This is a genomic window from Blautia sp. AF17-9LB, assembly GCF_003479185.1.
In the GTDB taxonomy this organism is placed as follows: domain Bacteria; phylum Bacillota; class Clostridia; order Lachnospirales; family Lachnospiraceae; genus Fusicatenibacter; species Fusicatenibacter saccharivorans.
The window spans coordinates 82,181-99,368 of record NZ_QUGU01000002.1; the positions used below are offsets into that span (position 1 = coordinate 82,181).

A 17,188-nucleotide genomic window follows, 5' to 3' on the forward strand; every position below is an offset into this window, starting at 1 on the left:
GATGGAAAAAGAAGTATAGAAAAACCGGTCCTGCTGGCATATGCCAGAGGGCCGGTTTTTTGTGTATAGACTGACTGAAAAAGTTATTCGGAAGAGCCGCTCTCTTCGGACTGCGGCTGTACTTCCGATATCTCCGCCGGGGTATCCGGTTCTGACGGTGCATCAGGGGTCTCCGGTGTGTCAGGAGTCTCCGGTGTGTCAGGAGTCTCCGGTGTATTAGAAGGCGGATCGGCAGGTGTTTCGGGCGGAGCCGGAGTTTCCTGCGGTGCCTCCGTCGGTGTCGGGGTTGCCTGCGGAGTTGATGCTGCAGAAGGGGTTCTGGTCGGCGTCGGTGTTGAGGCCGGCGCGGTGTAGTGGCCCTTGCAACGCTCGGTCGGCAGATCGGATACCGCAAAGTATTCGGTGATGGACGGGCAGCTTGAGCGGGCGAGCAGGCCGGTCTTCGTACAGATCGTTGCCTCCTGTACTGTTGCGGAAGTTTCGAAATCCATATCGGCAAGGCCTTCGTGGATTTCATTCATGACCTTTGCCCAGAGACGTTTGTGGAATTCACGGTCGCTCTCCGGAAACTCCGCGTGTGTATCATACGTTGCCCAGATGGCAGCGGTATAATATGGTGTAAAGCCTGCAAAGACGAGATCCTTGGCCTCATTCGTCGTACCGGTTTTTCCGGCTGCGTGCATATTGTCGAGGCGGGCGGCAACACCGGTACCTTTTTCCAGAACATCCTCCATGACATTGGTGAGGAGGGAGGCAGTGCTTGCCTTGAAGACCTGCGTTGCCTTGTTTTCTGTGTTGTCAATTAAAACATTTCCCTTGCTGTCGGTAACCTTTGTGTAGAACACCGGCTTGCGGTACTGGCCGCCGTCTGCGATTGCCGCGTAGGCTGCCGTCAGTTCGAGATCACTGACACCGTAGGTGATACCGCCGAGAGCCAGCGGCTGGATCACATCGTATTCCTCGGAGAGTTTGGAAAAACCAAGCTTCTTCAGATAATCAAAGCCGACCTTCGGCGTAAGCTCGGTCAGTACCTTGACGGCCGGGATATTGATGGAATTGATGATCGCCTGGCGGACGGTAACATCACCATGGTAGGTAAGATCCGAGTTCTGCAGCGGTGTGCCGTCACTGTAGTTGAACGGCTCATCCTTAATTACCGTAGCGAGTGTAATCTTTCCAAGGTCGAGCGCCGGTCCGTACGCGGAAAGAATCTTGAACGTGGAACCCGGCTGGGAATAATTATCGGTTGCGCGGTTGAAGGTAAGACTTGCTGTTTTTTCGCCGCGTCCGCCGACGATGGCTTTCACGTAACCGGTGCGCTGATCCATAACGGTCATGCACGCCTGCGGCTGCGGGGTGAAGCTGCTGCGCTCGGCAACAATCGTATCGCCTTCCTGCATGATAGCGGCTTTGTACTGGTCGATATAGCTCTGTGCCTCCTCCTGGGAGTCAAAGAGCAGATCGAAACTCGGATCGCTGTTGCGGAAGTAGAGCTGCAGCATCTCTTTGCTGTAGTTCTGTACCTCGCCGTCTGCCTGCTCTACGGTGAGCGCCCAGTCGAGACCGATCTGCGTGTTCGCCGGGAAGTTCTCCGGATTCTGGAATTCCGTATCGAGAATCGACTGCATGTAGGAATCCTGTGTGGTATAGATTTTGAGGCCGCCGCTGTAGACAACGTTCTTTGCCTGCACTTCGGTGTAGCCTTTCTGTACCATCAGATCGTTGATCAGGTTGGTGATGACTTCATCGATAAAGTAGGAGTACGGCGCGCTCTCCGCCTGGGACTGCGTGTGCATGGCGATGCGGTCGTAAACATTGTCGTTCATGGCAATGGTGTATTCTTCTTCGGTGATGTAGCCCTGCTCTTTCATGTTGTTCAGGATCTTGTCGCGGCGCTGCTGGTTTTTCTCCGGGTGGTTTTTCGGATTATATGCCGTCGGCGCCTTTGGAATTGCGGCAAGAACGGCGCATTCAGAGAGCGTCAGATCTTTTGCATCCTTTCCGAAATACGTCTGCGCTGCCGTCTGGACACCGTAGCAGCCGGAACCTAAGTTGATCGTATTCAGATAATTTTCCAGAATAACGTCTTTGGCGTTTTCACCCTCTGCAGTCAGTGTTTTTTCCAGCTTCAGCGCCAGGTACTGTTCCTGGATCTTCCGCTTGAAGCTCTGCATCCGCGTCTCTTCCATCCAGTCAGTGAAAACATTGTTTTTTAAGAGCTGCTGTGTGATCGTGCTGGCGCCCTCGGTAAAATGAAAGCCGTGGCTGACGCCGACAACGAAAGCACGGATGATACCGCTCGGATCGATGCCGTTGTGCTCATAAAAACGGGCATCCTCAACCGCGACGATCGCGTGCTGCATATCGAGCGGAATCTCCTCAATCGAAATCGAGACACGGTTTCCCTGAGCCCCGGTCAGCTTCTGTACCTGGTTGCCGTCAGCATCGTAGATAAACGACGCGTTGCCGAGCGGCATGATATTTGCCTCCGAGATATCAGGGGCACTGTCAATCACGCCGCGGACAGCGCCGATCACAAGCCCGGCACCGCAGACGAGAACGACAAGAAGAAGACAGAACGCGATGCGCAGCGCCGTCACGCCGGCCGTCTTTTCAATCTTTCCGTAATGGGACCGCAGATCTTCACGTTTGTCTTCCAGATGACTTTTTCCAAAGTGCATATAGAAAATCCTCCTTATGTCATGTTCATGCAAAACTGATTTAGTTCAGTAATCAATGGTGTTCCTGCCCTGCAAAAAGCAGGGTATACTTATTTTTATTATACCAAACAAAGGGCTGGAATAAAAGTATTTCTGAAAAGAATGCTGATTTTTCAGAAATGATATGGTAAGATAGGTACATATTTGGATGAAGGAGTAAGGACATATGATCGATCAGTTTCGGACGGTTTACCGGGGTGGAACCGGGGAAATCGTGGAGAAGAAATCACGTTTTATTGCAACGGTGCGTCTGGTGGAATCTGAGGAGGAGGCACTTTCCTGCCTGGAAGCTCTGCGGAAAAAATACTGGGATGCGCGGCATAACTGTTTTGTGTATATTATTGGAGAAAATCAGGAGACGGTGCGCTGCAGCGATGACGGGGAGCCTTCCGGCACGGCAGGGCGGCCGATGCTCGATGTGGTACAGGGAGCAGGCCTCCGCAATGTGCTTGTTGTGGTGACGCGGTATTTCGGCGGTACGCTGCTGGGAACGGGCGGCCTGGTGCGCGCGTACTCGCAGGCGGTGCAGGAGGGGCTGGCAAACAGTGTTCTGATTGACGAGATCTGCGGCGTGCGGCTGTTGATTGAGACGGATTACAACGGCATCGGTAAAATCCAGTATCTGCTCGGCCAGCGGGGGATTCCGATTCTGGAATCCGAGTACACCGATCAGGTGAAAATCCGCGTTCTCGTTCCGAAAACGGAGGTGGACCGTCTCTGCGCGGAGATTACCGAGGGGACGAACGGAAAGGCAAAACTGGAAAAAGAAGAGGAGCTGTACTTTGCGCAGAACGACGGAGAGCTGATCTTCGGGGATGAGCTGACGCAGTATAAGAATCTGGAGGCAGAAGAATTAGGATAAAGGAGGATGCGACATGAGGTTTCCGGAAAATCTGAAAAAGGGCGGAACGATCGGCTTTGTGGCACCATCGTTTGGATGCACAACAGAGCCATACAAGTCCGCGTTTGCAAATGCACAGAAAAAATGGAAAGAGATGGGATATCAGCTGGATCTTGGGCCAAACTGCTATGCAGAGCACGGCATCGGAATCAGCGCGGCACCGGAGGAGTGCGGAAAAGAGCTGACGGAATATTATGTCAGTGAGAAGAATGACTGTCTGATTTCCTGCGGCGGCGGAGAGCTGATGTGCGAGGATCTCGATTACGTGGATTTTGAAAAGATCAGAAAGGCACCGGCGAAATGGTATCTCGGCTATTCTGACAATACGCATTTTACGTATCTTCTGCCGACCATCTGCGATACGGCGGCTGTTTACGGTCCGTGTGCGAGTGATTTCGGCATGGAGCCGTGGCATAAATCCGTAGCGGATGCGTTTGGCGTACTGACGGGAGAAGTGCGTACCGTCCGCGGCTATGAGGGATGGGAAAGAGACGATGCGAAGGGCAGAAGCGAGGAAAATCCGTATCTGCCGTACCAGATTACAGAACCGCGCGTTCTGCGCCGCTTCCCGGATGCGGACAGTGCATTTGAGGGACGGCTCATCGGCGGCTGTCTCGACTGTCTCGTCAATATTCTTGGAACGAAGTACGACGGAACGGTTGATTTTGTGGAAAAATATAAAGAGGACGGTTTTGTCTGGTTTCTGGAAGCGTGCGATCTGAACGTCTTTGCGATCCGCCGCGCAATCTGGCAGATGGAGCACGCCGGCTGGTTCCAATATGTGAAAGGCTTTTTGATTGGCCGCCCGCTGCAGTTCGGACAGAAATTCGGGGAACTCGACCAGTACCGCGCCGTGACGGATCTGCTTGGAAAATACAACGTGCCGATCGTGATGGATCTCGACATCGGACACCTTCATCCGGCGATGCCGCTGATCGTCGGAAGTTATGCGAAGGTGGCCGTGGAAGGAAATGAGATTGAAATTAAGATGGAGTGCCGTTAGAACGCTTTTGAAAAATATTTTCTCGAGCGGCAGGGCAGAGCCTGTGGGAAAATGTCTGCGCGCGTAGAAGAACTATCGGCGCATCCGGCAGATGCCGCGGAGCTTTTTGACATCGAGAATCGTGACCGTGCCGCGGGAGAGTGCGACGATGCCGTCTTTCTCGAACGACTTTAAGGTGCGGGAAACGACCTCTCTGGCACTGCCGAGGTTCCGCGCGATCTGTTCGTGCGTGGTGGAGAGCACCGGGGAACCGGTGCGGATGCGTTCATCCTCGAGATATCCGGCAAGGCGCTGGTCAAGCCGCGTAAAGAGGAGCTGGCCCATCGCCCACATGACTTCGGAAAAATGCTCCGTTGTTTCCCGGTAAATGTAGTTTTCAACGTAAATATTCTGATTCAACAGTCTGCGGAACGTGCTGGCCGGAGTGATGAGAACTTTCGTCTCCTCCTCGGCCTCAATCAGAATATCAAAGCTGATTTCCTGCATCGCACAGGAGGCAGACAGCGTGCAGACTTCGCCGGGACCGGTGGTAAACAGGGTAATTTCCCGCTGCTCGCCGGACTGGATAAAGATGCGGAGCTTGCCGGAGAGGACAAGCAGAACGCCGAGACAGTCATCGTCACAGCTGTAGAGAAAATCGCCGCGCTGATACGTCGTCAGGACGGAAGAGAGCACGAGTGTCTGCTGTTCATCGGCGGTAAGCTTTGAATAAAATGGATAATGCTCCTGAAAACAGGATTCCAGAAAAGATGACATAAATAAAACTCCTTTCGGAAGAAGAACGTTCTTTTGTAAACTACGGCAGCAGCCGTTTCTTCCATGATAGAAAAGAACGGAAAGAAATGCAAGAAAAAACGTATCGGTTTTTGTGCCGATACGTTTTTTCTTGCATTTCCAATATTACGCTGTTTATTTTACAGAGTTAATCAGTTCTTCCAGCTCCTCATAGGAAACGGCGCCGACGTTTTTCTTTACGAGTTCGCCGTTTTTGAAGAAAGCGAGGGTCGGAACGCTCATGACTTTAAAGGATCTTGCCAGCTCCGGTGCTTCGTCAACGTCTACTTTGTAGAACTGGATCTCCGGCATATCCTCAGCTGCCTCTTCGATGACCGGGGCGAGCATTTTGCACGGTCCGCACCAGGTAGCAAAGAAATCAACAACGGCAACGCCAGGTGCTGCCTGCAGAGCTTTTTCAAAGTTTTCGGATGTAACATGAATTAATGACATAATAGAAGTCCTCCTTTTTTAAAACGGGATTTTTTATTTCCCGGTAAGTGTTTTTCTGTTGTGACTGTAGAATACCACAGCAGAACGGGAAGTTCTGTGACTAAGTCACAAAATGATTTCTTATTTTTTATTTCGGTTCTTTTCCCTGGCGGAAGCATTCGATCATTTCACCGGTCAGACTGATGAGGTTCGGCGTCTCCGGAAGAGAATCGCGGTCAAACCATTCGGCAACGGAGAGTTCCTCGCGGTCGAGGGTAATGGACGGATCGCCGTCCACATCGCAGTAAAATCCGGCGAGCAGCGAGCCGCTGAAGGACCACGGCTGACTCTTATAGTATCTCAGATTTTTGACCTTTAATCCGACTTCTTCCATGACTTCACGGTGCACCGTCTGTTCCAGCGTCTCACCGACCTCGGTATAGCCGGCCACGAGGGCGTACTGGCGGTGGCTGCTGTGGGAAGGTGCGTACTTCGTGAGCAGCAGGCGGTCACCATCAGTGATGGCGACAATGACGCTTGGGCAGATCACCGGATAGGAGAGTGCGCCGCAGGACGGGCACTGCATCGCACGTTCATTTCCGGGCGCGTGCATCTTGGTTCCGCAGCGGCCGCAGTAGGTGTGGTCTGTGTACCAGGTATGGATCTGGTAGCCGGTGATGCCGGCGAATCCGAGCCATCCCGGAACGGCGCGGCGCAGAATCAGTGTGTTTTCATATTTCCAGATATCAAATTCCGAAAGCTGCGGGCGGCGCAGTTCATAGTAATTGGTTTCGTCGATACGGAACAGAAATTTTGCTTTTTCCCGGATTTCCGGGAAAACAGGTGCAATTTCTGCAATCGAAGGATAGCGGATCTGCGGATCTTCAAAATTGCACAGAATTGTGTGATGACCGTAGATGAAAACGAGATCGGTATCGTTCGGTGTGGAAGGGTGGTAATCTACATAATATTTATGCGGAGCGATATCCTGAATCATAAGAACTCCTTTCCTTGGTAAAAAAGTTTTTGATAAAACAAAAAACCGAAATTCCTGTGAAGAAATTTCGGTAATAAAAAGAGCGCGAGACGGGATTCGAACCCGCGACCCCAACCTTGGCAAGGTTGTACTCCACCCCTGAGCCACTCGCGCATATACATCCTTTTGGATGAAGCGGGTGATGGGAATCGAACCCACGTATCCAGCTTGGAAGGCTGGTGTTCTACCATTGAACTACACCCGCAGATGATGGGCACTGATTTTTTTCTCTGTCTTGTTGACTGCCGTGCCTCACTGACAAAACGTATTCTACAGGAAAGCTGAGAAAAAGTCAACCCCTTTTTTGAAAAAAATTAAAAAATTTTCAAAACACTGAAAAAGGAGAAAATTCAGGGTGAAAGGGGCGTGAAAATGTCCGCAAAGATCAGCCTTGTTCCAGAACGGGAAATGTACTATAATAGAAAAACGGAAAAGCAAAAAAGGGGGAATTTCCCTATGCAGGAAAATGGAACAGAACTTCTGGTTTGCTGCACCGGTTGTCAGAGCTGTATGCCGTGCATGGTAAAAATCAACATCCCGGGTTTGTTTGCGCTTTACAACCGGACAGCGACGGAAGGCGTCGAAGCGGTTCGTGCAGAGTATGAGCGTCAGGACAAACGTGCCGATGACTGCATCAACTGTTATCGCTGTGAAAAGCAGTGCCCGCAGCACCTCGGGATCGGCATTCTGATGCAGGATATCGCGGAAACCTTCGGAGAATAGGAAAAAAGGAGCATCTGTGCAATTTAAAGAAGCATTCTAATCTTTCTATAAAATATTTTGGGAAAAACTGGACTTATCTGAAAAATTTGATATAATAGAAAGGTAGTGACAGGGAAATTTTATGCTAAAATCTGGAAAGAAGAGCCCTGTCAATTCTTATGGGAGGAAAAATACATGGATGCCATTGATTATAAGATTCTGAAGATATTGCAGAAAAATGCCCGCGAGACGGCTTCCAATATCAGCAAAGAGATTCATTTATCGGTTTCTGCAGTCATCGAGAGAATCCGTAAAATGGAAGAAACCGGAGTGATTAAAGAATACACCATTATTGTAGACGAAAAGAAAACGGGAAATGAGATGACCGCGCTGATGGAAGTCAGCCTGGAGCATCCGAAGTTCTTTGACAGTTTTGCAGATGCGATCCAGAAACTGGAGTACATCGTATCCTGCTATTATCAGACCGGAGATTTTGATTTGATTATCCGCATTTCCTGTCACTCATCCGACGAACTCGAAGAAATCCACCGCCAGGTGATGAGCCTTCCGGGCGTCGATGCGACAAGAACGCATGTAGTGCTGAAAAATGTAAAAAATATCTATTCCGCCATCCGCAGACCGGACAAATAAAAACCGGCATAGCCGGAATCTGATACGAGAGCGTGTCTGAAAATAATCCGAAAGAGTTTTCAGGCACGTTTTGGCGTCTCAGAAAAAGTACGGAAAGAAAGAAGGAAAAAAGTGAACAGATACTTACGCTGTTATGCAGAGATTTCACTCGAAGCGATCGGGCATAACATCAGAGAAGTGAAAAAAAGACTACCGGAGGGCGTGAAACTCCTTGGCGTTGTAAAAGCGAACGCCTACGGCCACGGTGCCGTTCCGGTAGCATCCTATCTGGAAAACCAGGTTGATTATTTTGCAACCGCAACCATCGAGGAGGCTGTCGAGCTCAGAGAAAACGGCATTTCCGCGCCGATCCTGATTCTCGGCTACGTGTCCCCGTCCCAGTACGGCGACCTTGTGGAATACGACATCACTCAGACGATCGACAGCTACGCACAGGCACTTGCCCTCGAAAAAGAGGCAGCACGCCAGAACCGGAAAGCAAAAGCACACCTCGCGGTCGATACCGGCATGACGCGGATCGGCTTCCAGGTGACAGAGCACGATGCGGATGAGGCGGCAAAAATCGCGGATCTTCCGCACATCGAGCTGGAAGGTATGTTTACGCATTTCTCCTGCGCCGATCAGGAAGACAAGACGTACTGTTCGATGCAGATGGAAAAATATGATAAGATGACGGCACTTTTAGCAGAGCGCGGCGTGACGATTCCGCTTCGCCATATCTGCAACTCCGCCGGAATCATGGAATTTGACGATCACCACTTTGAGATGGTGCGTTCCGGTATCATCACCTACGGCATTTACCCATCCGAGGAGGTAAAAAAAGAGCGCCTCGATCTGATCCCGGCGCTTTCATGGAAGAGCCATGTCATCCATGTGAAGGAAGTCGGCCCGGGCATCGGCGTCAGCTACGGTGCCACGTATGTGACCGAGAAACCGATGACACGGATCGCAACTGTTTCAGCCGGCTATGCAGACGGCTATCCGAGAGCTCTCTCGAACCAGGGCTGTGTGCTGATCCACGGGAAAAAAGCACCGATCATCGGAAGAATCTGTATGGATCAGATGATGGTGGACGTGACCGACATCCCGGATGTGCAGGTGGAGGACGTTGTAACGCTTGTCGGAACCGACGGGGATGAGACCATCACGATCGAAGAGATCGCCAACCCGGCGGCACGTTTCGATTACGAGATGCTCTGCGATATCAGCAGCCGTGTAACAAGGGTTTATAAATAGTTATCCAAAATAGAAAAATCAAAGTCTCCGAAGACGGAAAAAAGCAGAATCTGCTGACCGTTTCGGAGACTTTTTTGTGTTGGAACAGGTTTTCTGGATTATTTAACCGGTGCGGGTTGACAGGCGGTGCCGGAGTATGGTAGGATACCAATTAGTTTAGCGTAGTACAGTGATAACATGATCACGTAGAAAAGGAGAAGATTATTATGAAAAAGAAAATGGTTAGCATTTTGACAGCAGCCTTTTGTGTATCTGCCCTGCTGGCTGGCTGCGGCTTTGCAGACACAGCAAAAACATCCGCCTCATCAGCAGGAGCAGCATCCTCTTCCACAGACGGAACGACAACCTTTACCGTAGGCTTCGATGCAGAATACCCGCCGTACGGCTACATGGACGATGAGACCGGCGATTACACCGGATTTGACCTGGAGCTCGCCGAGGCAGTCTGCGAGATTTACGGCTGGAAGCTGGTAAAAACCCCGATCAACTGGGATGCGAAAGATACCGAGCTGAATTCTGGTGCGATTGACTGCATCTGGAACGGCTTTACCATGAACGGCAGAGAGGACGATTACACCTGGTCCGATCCGTACGTGGACAACAGCCAGGTGATGGTCGTATGTGAGAATTCCGGCATCAACAGCCTGTCCGATCTGGCAGGAAAGACGGTTGGTGTGCAGGCAGCATCCGCAGCACTCGATCTTTTACAGAGTGAGGAAGAAGGCGGTCAGAAAGAACTCGCCGATACTTTCGCCGCTCTGCAGCAGTTCCCGGATTACAACAATGCGTTTGTAGAGCTTCAGGCAGGTTCCATCGATGCGGTTGCCATGGATATCGGCGTTGCCAAATATCAGCTGGAAAGCCGCGGAGAAGGATACAAAATCCTCGACGAGTACCTGAACTCTGAGAAATATGCGATCGGATTCAAAAAAGGAAATACCGAGCTCTGCGATAAAGTAAACGAAGGCCTGCAGCAGGTTCTGGCCGACGGAACATTCGACAAGCTCGCAGAAAAATACGGAATCGCAGACATGGTGTGTCTGGAGAAAAAAGGAGAGTAAAGCAGCATGAAGTTGTCCATAATTCTATCACAGCTTAGTACCGGAATGGCGGGAACGATCTCGATATTTGTCCTGACGCTCGTATTTTCCCTGCCGCTCGGTCTGCTGATCGCCTTCGGGCGTATGTCGAAAAACCGGATTGTGAGCGGAATTTTCCGGCTCTATATCTCCCTGATGCGCGGCACGCCTCTGATGCTGCAGCTCATGGTGGTTTACTTCGGACCGTTCTATCTGTTCGGTATGAACATCGGAAAATGGCGCTTTCCGGCGATTATCACCGGATTTGCCTTAAACTACGGCGCCTATTTTGCAGAAATCTACCGCTCCGGCATCGTTTCGATGGATCGTGGACAGTACGAGGCAGCAAAGCTTCTTGGTTATTCGAAGGGACAGACGTTTGTCCGAATTATTCTGCCGCAGGTTGTGAAACGGATTCTGCCGGCGATCACCAATGAGGTGATTACGCTGGTCAAGGATACGTCGCTGGCCTTTTCCATTTCCTATGTGGAAATGTTCACGATCGCAAAACAGATCGCGGCGGCCAAGACCACGATGGTTCCGTTCGTCGCCGCCGGTATTTTCTACTACATCTTCAATTTTGTCGTGGCGTGGGTGATGGAACTTTTGGAAAAGAAATTTTCTTATTATCATTAACTATAGAAGAGAGCGGAAAACGATATGATTTATCTGGAAATGAACCATGTAAAAAAGAGCTTTGGGGATCTCGAAGTGTTAAAAGATATTTCCCTCAAAGTAGAAGAGGGCGAGGTGCTCTCGATTATCGGCCCGTCGGGATCGGGAAAATCGACACTGCTGCGGTGCGCGGCAATGCTTGAAACGATGGACGGCGGTGATCTGGCGTACCTTGGCAAGCAGGCAGTTACAATGGAAAACGGAAAATCCGTCTATGCGAAGCCTGCCGTACTACGGAAAATACAGGAGAATTTTGGAATGGTATTCCAGAGTTTCCATCTGTTTCCTCATTATAATGTTATGAAAAATCTCTGCGATGCGCCGATCCATGTACAGAAGCGAAACCGCGCGGAGGTGGAAGCACAGGCGGAAGAGCTGCTTGGAAAAATGGGTCTGACCGGAAAGGAAAAGGCGTATCCGTGTCAGCTTTCCGGCGGCCAGTGTCAGAGAGTTGCGATTGCGCGCGCGCTGATGCTGAAACCGAAGGTGCTCTTTTTCGATGAGCCGACATCGGCACTCGATCCGGAGCTGACAGGCGAAGTTTTAAAGGTCATCAAATCTCTTGCGGAGATGAACATGACGATGGTGATCGTTACCCACGAGATGAATTTTGCCCGGGAAATTTCCGACCGCGTCATCTTTATGGACCAGGGTGTGATCGCCGTGGAGGGAACACCGGACGAAGTCTTCGATTCCGAAAATGCCAGAATGCAGGGCTTTTTGGGAAAATTTCGTGAGAAGTAACGACGTTGCACTTGCCTAAAAAAACAACATGCGTTATACTAGAGCGTGGTTGAAACGTATTTCAAACACGCTCTTTATACGTCTCATTCTGTTTTTGGGGATGAAAAAGAGCGGGGATAAAAGAGAAACCGAATACACATTTTGACAAGAAAAGGAGAATCGTGTCTATGAGCGGAACTGACAGATATGTAAGCCCTCTTTCCGAACGTTATGCAAGCAAGGAGATGCAGTACATCTTCTCCCCGGATATGAAATTCCGTACCTGGAGAAAGTTATGGATTGCGCTGGCTGAGACAGAAAAAGAACTGGGACTTTCTATTACAGATGAGCAGATCGAAGAACTGAAAGCAAATGCCGAGAACATCAACTACGATGTGGCAAAAGAAAGAGAGAAAGTCTGCCGTCATGACGTAATGTCCCATGTGTATGCCTACGGCGTACAGTGTCCGAAAGCAAAAGGAATCATCCATCTGGGAGCAACCAGCTGCTACGTAGGCGACAATACCGATATCATTGTCATGAACGAAGCCTTAAAGCTGGTGAAGAAAAAACTGGTGAACGTTATCGCTGAGCTGGCAAAATTTGCGGATACCTACAAAGACCAGCCGACCCTTGCCTTCACCCACTTCCAGCCGGCACAGCCGACCACCGTCGGAAAACGTGCAACCCTGTGGATGCAGGAGTTCTTAATGGATCTTGAAGATCTCGAGTACGTACAGAGCACCTTAAAGCTGCTCGGCTCCAAAGGAACAACAGGCACACAGGCAAGCTTTTTAGAGCTGTTCGACGGAGATCAGGAGACCATCGACAAGATCGATCCGATGATCGCTGAGAAAATGGGCTTCAAGAACTGCTATCCTGTTTCCGGACAGACGTATTCCAGAAAAGTCGATACGAGAGTATTAAACGTTCTGGCAGGCATTGCGGCAAGCGCAACAAAATTCTCCAACGACATCCGTCTTCTGCAGCACTTAAAAGAAGTTGAGGAGCCGTTCGAGAAAGGACAGATCGGATCTTCCGCCATGGCATACAAGAGAAATCCGATGAGAAGCGAGCGTATCGCATCCCTGTCCCGTTATGTGATCACCGATGCATTAAATCCGGCCATCACCTCTTCTGTACAGTGGTTTGAGAGAACCCTCGATGACTCTGCAAACAAGAGACTTTCCATTCCGGAAGGCTTCCTTGCCATCGACGGTATCCTGGATCTGTGCATGAACGTCGTAGACGGACTTGTGGTTTATCCAAAGGTTATCTTAAAACACATGATGGCAGAGCTTCCGTTTATGGCAACTGAGAATATCATGATGGATGCGGTAAAAGCAGGCGGCGACCGTCAGGAGCTGCATGAGAGAATCCGCGAGCTGTCCATGATCGCCGGAAAACATGTCAAAGAGGAAGGCCGCGACAATGATCTTCTGGATCTGATCGCAGCGGATGAGATGTTCCATCTGACCAAAGAAGAGCTGGAAAAGACGATGGATCCGTCCAAATACACAGGCCGCGCATCCGTACAGGTTGACGCATTCCTGAAGAACGTAGTTAATCCGGTGCTTGAGGCAAACAAAGAGGCACTTGGCATGACTGCAGAAATTAACGTCTGATGCGTTTGATAAACAGAAATAATAAAAAAACAAATTTTATAAGTAATAATAAGTTTTACTTATGAAGAAAACATGGTATACTATGCATGAACGGCCGAAACAAAGAGGCCGCAAGTATACGTTGAATTAGGAGGATGTCACATGATTAAGGCAGTAGTAGGAGCAAACTGGGGAGACGAGGGAAAAGGTAAGATTACCGATATGCTCGCAAAAGAGGCAGACATTATTGTCCGTTTCCAGGGTGGTGCGAATGCAGGCCATACCATTGTAAACAACTATGGAAAGTTTGCACTTCATACCCTTCCATCCGGCGTATTTTACAGCCACACAACAAGCGTAATCGGAAACGGTGTTGCACTCAACATTCCGGTTCTGATCAAAGAGTTAAATGAGATCGTTTCGAAGGGAGTGCCGGCACCGAAGATCAAAATTTCCGACCGTGCACAGATGGTAATGCCGTACCACATCCTGTTCGATCAGTATGAGGAAGAGCGTCTGGGCGGAAAATCCTTTGGTTCCACCAAATCCGGTATCGCTCCGTTCTACTCAGATAAATATGCAAAAATCGGTTTTCAGGTAAACGAGCTGTTCGACGATGAGCACCTGAAAGAGAAACTGAAATCCGTATGCGAGACCAAGAACATTCTGCTCGAGCATCTGTATCACAAACCGCAGTTAAATCCGGATGAGATCTATGCAGAGCTGATGGAATACAAAAAAATGGTTGAGCCATACGTATGCGATACTTCCGCATTCCTGTGGAACGCGATTCAGGAAGGCAAGGAGATCCTGCTTGAGGGTCAGCTTGGTTCCTTAAAAGACCCGGATCACGGAATTTACCCGATGGTAACTTCTTCTTCCACACTGGCCGGCTACGGCGCAGTAGGAGCAGGTGTTCCGCCATATGAAATCAAGAAAATCGTAACCGTATGCAAAGCTTACTCCAGTGCAGTAGGAGCAGGTGCTTTCGTTTCCGAGATCTTCGGCGATGAGGCAGATGAGCTCAGAAGACGCGGCGGAGACGGCGGAGAGTTCGGTGCAACGACAGGACGTCCGAGACGTATGGGATGGCTCGACTGTGTTGCTTCCCGCTACGGCTGCAGAATGCAGGGCACAACCGATGTAGCATTTACCGTACTTGACGTTCTCGGATATCTGGACGAGATTCCGGTTTGTGTAGCATACGAAGTAGACGGAAAAGAAATCCACGATTTCCCGAACACCAGCATTCTTGAGAAAGCAAAACCGGTTCTGAAAACCCTTCCGGGATGGAAATGCGATATCCGCGGCATCAAGAAATACGAGGATCTGCCGGAGAACTGCAGAAACTACATCGAGTTTGTAGAGAAAGAAATCGGATTCCCGATCACCATGATCTCCAACGGACCGGGAAGAGACGATATCATTTACCGCAATAAATAATTCAGGCGGTTTTTAGAGGATTTTTATGAAAAAAGCAGGACAGCTTCTCGCAGTTCTGACAGCGGCTTCCGTGCTGCTGTCGGGCTGTGAGAAGTTAAAAGATGTGACAACGACATCTGTCTATGTGAGCAAAAATGGTGTTGTGACAGAAGCCATTGTGGAAGATTACAGCAAAGACGATGATTACACGGAAGACGAACTGAAGGTCTTTGTGGAGGATGACATCAAAAAATTCACAGAGGAGCGCGGCGATGCGGATTCCGTGAAGCTGGAAAAATGCCAGATCAAAGAGGACAAGGTGGAGATCCGGATGGAATACGGAGATTACCAGTCCTACGCGGATTATCACGGAGCAGAATTTTTCGCAGGCACGCTGGATGAGGCAGAAGAAGCGGGATATGATTTTTCCGCTTCCTTTGTCGATTCTAAAGGCAATGAGGTTTCAGTCGAAGATGCGGTCAAAGGCGTTAAGCATGTACGCGTGATTGTCTGCGAGGAGCCGCTGGAAATCGTAACGGAAGATCCGGTGCTCTGCGTTTCCGGTACAGCCGTGATCAAAGGAAAAAACACGGTGGATACGGCCGGCGAGTGGACCACAAAGTCCACAGAGAGTGCTTCTGCGTCATCATCAGAGCAGACTAAGACAGAAGAAACAGAGCAGGAATATGAGCAGGACGTTCTTCTTGCCAGTCCTGTTATTGTTGTTTATGGTAAGTAAACAAATAAAATAGAGGAGTAACTAACTATGGAAAAGACAATGGACAAAATTGTGGCAGTAGCAAAATCCAGAGGTTTTGTATATCCGGGTTCCGAAATCTACGGCGGCCTGGCAAATACCTGGGATTACGGCCCGCTCGGTGTTGAGCTGAAAAACAACGTGAAAAAAGCATGGTGGCAGAAATTCGTGATGGAGAGCCCGCACAACGTAGGTGTTGACTGCGCGATCCTGATGAACCCGCAGACATGGGTAGCTTCCGGTCATCTCGGCGGATTTTCCGATCCTCTGATGGACTGTAAAGAGTGCCACGAGCGTTTCCGTGCAGACAAGCTGATCGAAGACTTCTGCGAGGAAAAAGGCATTGAAATCGAAGGCGGCAGTGTAGACGCATGGTCCCAGGAAGAGATGAAGAACTTCATCGAGGAGCATCAGATTTCGTGTCCGTCCTGCGGAAAACATAACTTTACCGATATCCGTCAGTTCAACCTGATGTTCAAAACCTTCCAGGGTGTTACAGAGGATGCGAAGAACACCGTATATCTTCGTCCGGAGACTGCACAGGGTATCTTCGTAAACTTCAAAAACGTACAGCGTACTTCCAGAAAGAAAATTCCGTTCGGAATCGGTCAGATCGGTAAATCTTTCCGTAACGAGATTACACCGGGTAACTTCACCTTCCGTACCCGTGAGTTCGAGCAGATGGAGCTGGAGTTCTTCTGCGAGCCTGGCACCGACCTTGACTGGTTCCAGTACTGGAGAGGCTTCTGCATCAACTGGCTGAAGAGCCTCGGCATGAAAGACGAAGAGATGCGTGCAAGAGACCATTCTCCGGAAGAGCTGTGCTTCTACAGCAAGGGAACAACCGATATCGAGTTCCTGTTCCCGTTCGGATGGGGCGAGCTGTGGGGAATCGCAGACCGTACCGATTACGACCTGACCCAGCATCAGAATGTATCCGGACAGGATATGACCTATTTCGATCCGGAGAAGAACGAGAAATACATCCCGTATGTTATCGAGCCGTCTCTTGGTGCTGACCGTGTCGTTCTGGCATTCCTGTGCAGCGCTTATGACGAGGAAGTTCTCGACGCAGAGAAGAATGATGTTCGTACTGTGATGCATTTCCATCCGGCACTGGCACCGGTAAAAATCGGTGTGCTTCCGCTTTCCAAGAAGCTGAACGAGGGCGCTGAGAAAGTCTTTGCAGAGCTGTCCAAGAAATACAACTGCGAGTTTGATGACCGTGGAAATATCGGAAAACGGTATCGCCGTCAGGATGAGATCGGTACTCCGTACTGCATCACCTACGACTTCGATTCCGAGACCGATGGTGCTGTTACCGTCCGTGACCGTGACACCATGGAGCAGGAGAGAATTAAAATTGAGGATCTCGATGCTTACTTTGCAGATAAATTTACTTTCTAATCTGGCTTTTTAGTCCGGAAAAAGAGTAGAAAAAAAGGATTCCCACTCGCGGGAATCCTTTTTTGT

Annotated in this window: 16 protein-coding genes and 2 tRNA genes; 12 read left to right on the forward strand and 6 right to left on the reverse strand. The window is 49.9% G+C overall.

The features are described 5' to 3' along the window. Positions 1-83: 83 nt before the first annotated feature. Positions 84-2,681: a transglycosylase domain-containing protein gene (locus DWX00_RS02450; protein WP_117801943.1), complete on the reverse strand. Its 2,598-nt coding sequence runs from the start codon at positions 2,679-2,681 to the stop codon at positions 84-86. 205 nt (positions 2,682-2,886) lie between these two features. Between DWX00_RS02450 and DWX00_RS02455 the strand changes: the two genes are divergently transcribed. Both DWX00_RS02455 and DWX00_RS02460 read left to right on the forward strand, forming a co-directional pair. Next, a complete protein-coding gene (locus DWX00_RS02455) occupies positions 2,887-3,582 on the forward strand; it encodes a YigZ family protein (protein ID WP_117760495.1) in 696 nt (231 codons plus the stop codon). 13 nt (positions 3,583-3,595) lie between these two features. Further along, complete coding sequence (locus tag DWX00_RS02460; RefSeq protein ID WP_117509660.1) at positions 3,596-4,624, forward strand: S66 family peptidase; 1,029 nt, start codon at positions 3,596-3,598, stop codon at positions 4,622-4,624. 72 nt (positions 4,625-4,696) lie between these two features. On the opposite strand, the gene DWX00_RS02465 is transcribed toward DWX00_RS02460, so the two are convergent. From DWX00_RS02465 to DWX00_RS02485, 5 genes are all read right to left on the reverse strand, one after another. After that, the gene (locus DWX00_RS02465) at positions 4,697-5,380 is read right to left on the reverse strand and encodes a Crp/Fnr family transcriptional regulator (RefSeq protein ID WP_117509659.1); all 684 of its coding nucleotides are present in this window, start codon (positions 5,378-5,380) and stop codon (positions 4,697-4,699) included. Positions 5,381-5,533: 153 nt separating this feature from the next. Further along, on the reverse strand, positions 5,534-5,851 hold the full coding sequence (gene trxA / locus DWX00_RS02470; protein ID WP_117509658.1) for a thioredoxin: 318 nt from the start codon (positions 5,849-5,851) through the stop codon (positions 5,534-5,536). A 127-nt stretch (positions 5,852-5,978) separates the two neighbouring features. Next, complete coding sequence (nudC, locus tag DWX00_RS02475; protein ID WP_118594608.1) at positions 5,979-6,827, reverse strand: NAD(+) diphosphatase; 849 nt, start codon at positions 6,825-6,827, stop codon at positions 5,979-5,981. An 81-nt stretch (positions 6,828-6,908) separates the two neighbouring features. Next, positions 6,909-6,980, reverse strand: a tRNA-Gly gene (locus tag DWX00_RS02480). Positions 6,981-7,000: 20 nt separating this feature from the next. Beyond that, positions 7,001-7,071, reverse strand: a tRNA-Gly gene (locus DWX00_RS02485). A 251-nt stretch (positions 7,072-7,322) separates the two neighbouring features. On the opposite strand from DWX00_RS02485, the gene DWX00_RS02490 reads away from it, so the two are divergent. The 10 genes from DWX00_RS02490 to DWX00_RS02535 all read left to right on the forward strand — a co-directional run bounded on the left by DWX00_RS02490 (position 7,323) and on the right by DWX00_RS02535 (position 17,122). Then, positions 7,323-7,589, forward strand: coding sequence for a 4Fe-4S dicluster domain-containing protein (locus DWX00_RS02490; protein ID WP_158554987.1), 267 nt, complete (start codon positions 7,323-7,325; stop codon positions 7,587-7,589). A 174-nt stretch (positions 7,590-7,763) separates the two neighbouring features. Next, the gene (locus DWX00_RS02495) at positions 7,764-8,219 is read left to right on the forward strand and encodes an Lrp/AsnC family transcriptional regulator (RefSeq protein ID WP_022463135.1); all 456 of its coding nucleotides are present in this window, start codon (positions 7,764-7,766) and stop codon (positions 8,217-8,219) included. A 111-nt stretch (positions 8,220-8,330) separates the two neighbouring features. Next, entirely contained in the window at positions 8,331-9,455 is a 1,125-nt protein-coding gene (alr, locus tag DWX00_RS02500) for an alanine racemase (protein WP_055226992.1), read from the forward strand. A 206-nt stretch (positions 9,456-9,661) separates the two neighbouring features. Next, a complete protein-coding gene (locus tag DWX00_RS02505; protein ID WP_118594609.1) occupies positions 9,662-10,516 on the forward strand; it encodes an amino acid ABC transporter substrate-binding protein in 855 nt (284 codons plus the stop codon). A gap of 6 nt (positions 10,517-10,522) precedes the next feature. Continuing rightward, a complete protein-coding gene (locus DWX00_RS02510; RefSeq protein ID WP_055226988.1) occupies positions 10,523-11,170 on the forward strand; it encodes an amino acid ABC transporter permease in 648 nt (215 codons plus the stop codon). A 24-nt stretch (positions 11,171-11,194) separates the two neighbouring features. Continuing rightward, positions 11,195-11,953, forward strand: coding sequence for an amino acid ABC transporter ATP-binding protein (locus DWX00_RS02515; protein WP_118594610.1), 759 nt, complete (start codon positions 11,195-11,197; stop codon positions 11,951-11,953). Between the two features lie 167 nt (positions 11,954-12,120). Beyond that, entirely contained in the window at positions 12,121-13,557 is a 1,437-nt protein-coding gene (gene purB, locus DWX00_RS02520; protein WP_022463140.1) for an adenylosuccinate lyase, read from the forward strand. A 141-nt stretch (positions 13,558-13,698) separates the two neighbouring features. Next, complete coding sequence (locus DWX00_RS02525) at positions 13,699-14,979, forward strand: adenylosuccinate synthase (protein ID WP_022463141.1); 1,281 nt, start codon at positions 13,699-13,701, stop codon at positions 14,977-14,979. 25 nt (positions 14,980-15,004) lie between these two features. Further along, positions 15,005-15,697, forward strand: coding sequence for a hypothetical protein (locus tag DWX00_RS02530; protein ID WP_022463142.1), 693 nt, complete (start codon positions 15,005-15,007; stop codon positions 15,695-15,697). Between the two features lie 27 nt (positions 15,698-15,724). Next, entirely contained in the window at positions 15,725-17,122 is a 1,398-nt protein-coding gene (locus DWX00_RS02535) for a glycine--tRNA ligase (protein ID WP_118594611.1), read from the forward strand. Positions 17,123-17,188 lie beyond the last annotated feature (66 nt).

Bases quoted from the DNA above. Each gene is read 5' to 3' on its own strand.
- DWX00_RS02490 (WP_158554987.1), top strand. From the start codon at position 7,323: ATGCAGGAAAATGGAACAGAACTTCTGGTTTGCTGCACCGGTTGTCAG.
- DWX00_RS02505 (WP_118594609.1), top strand. From the start codon at position 9,662: ATGAAAAAGAAAATGGTTAGCATTTTGACAGCAGCCTTTTGTGTATCT.
- DWX00_RS02530 (WP_022463142.1), top strand. From the start codon at position 15,005: ATGAAAAAAGCAGGACAGCTTCTCGCAGTTCTGACAGCGGCTTCCGTG.
- purB (WP_022463140.1), top strand. From the start codon at position 12,121: ATGAGCGGAACTGACAGATATGTAAGCCCTCTTTCCGAACGTTATGCA.
- DWX00_RS02525 (WP_022463141.1), top strand. From the start codon at position 13,699: ATGATTAAGGCAGTAGTAGGAGCAAACTGGGGAGACGAGGGAAAAGGT.
- DWX00_RS02455 (WP_117760495.1), top strand. From the start codon at position 2,887: ATGATCGATCAGTTTCGGACGGTTTACCGGGGTGGAACCGGGGAAATC.
- DWX00_RS02510 (WP_055226988.1), top strand. From the start codon at position 10,523: ATGAAGTTGTCCATAATTCTATCACAGCTTAGTACCGGAATGGCGGGA.
- DWX00_RS02495 (WP_022463135.1), top strand. From the start codon at position 7,764: ATGGATGCCATTGATTATAAGATTCTGAAGATATTGCAGAAAAATGCC.
- DWX00_RS02535 (WP_118594611.1), top strand. From the start codon at position 15,725: ATGGAAAAGACAATGGACAAAATTGTGGCAGTAGCAAAATCCAGAGGT.
- DWX00_RS02465 (WP_117509659.1), bottom strand. From the start codon at position 5,380: ATGTCATCTTTTCTGGAATCCTGTTTTCAGGAGCATTATCCATTTTAT.
- nudC (WP_118594608.1), bottom strand. From the start codon at position 6,827: ATGATTCAGGATATCGCTCCGCATAAATATTATGTAGATTACCACCCT.
- trxA (WP_117509658.1), bottom strand. From the start codon at position 5,851: ATGTCATTAATTCATGTTACATCCGAAAACTTTGAAAAAGCTCTGCAG.
- DWX00_RS02450 (WP_117801943.1), bottom strand. From the start codon at position 2,681: ATGCACTTTGGAAAAAGTCATCTGGAAGACAAACGTGAAGATCTGCGG.
- DWX00_RS02460 (WP_117509660.1), top strand. From the start codon at position 3,596: ATGAGGTTTCCGGAAAATCTGAAAAAGGGCGGAACGATCGGCTTTGTG.
- DWX00_RS02515 (WP_118594610.1), top strand. From the start codon at position 11,195: ATGATTTATCTGGAAATGAACCATGTAAAAAAGAGCTTTGGGGATCTC.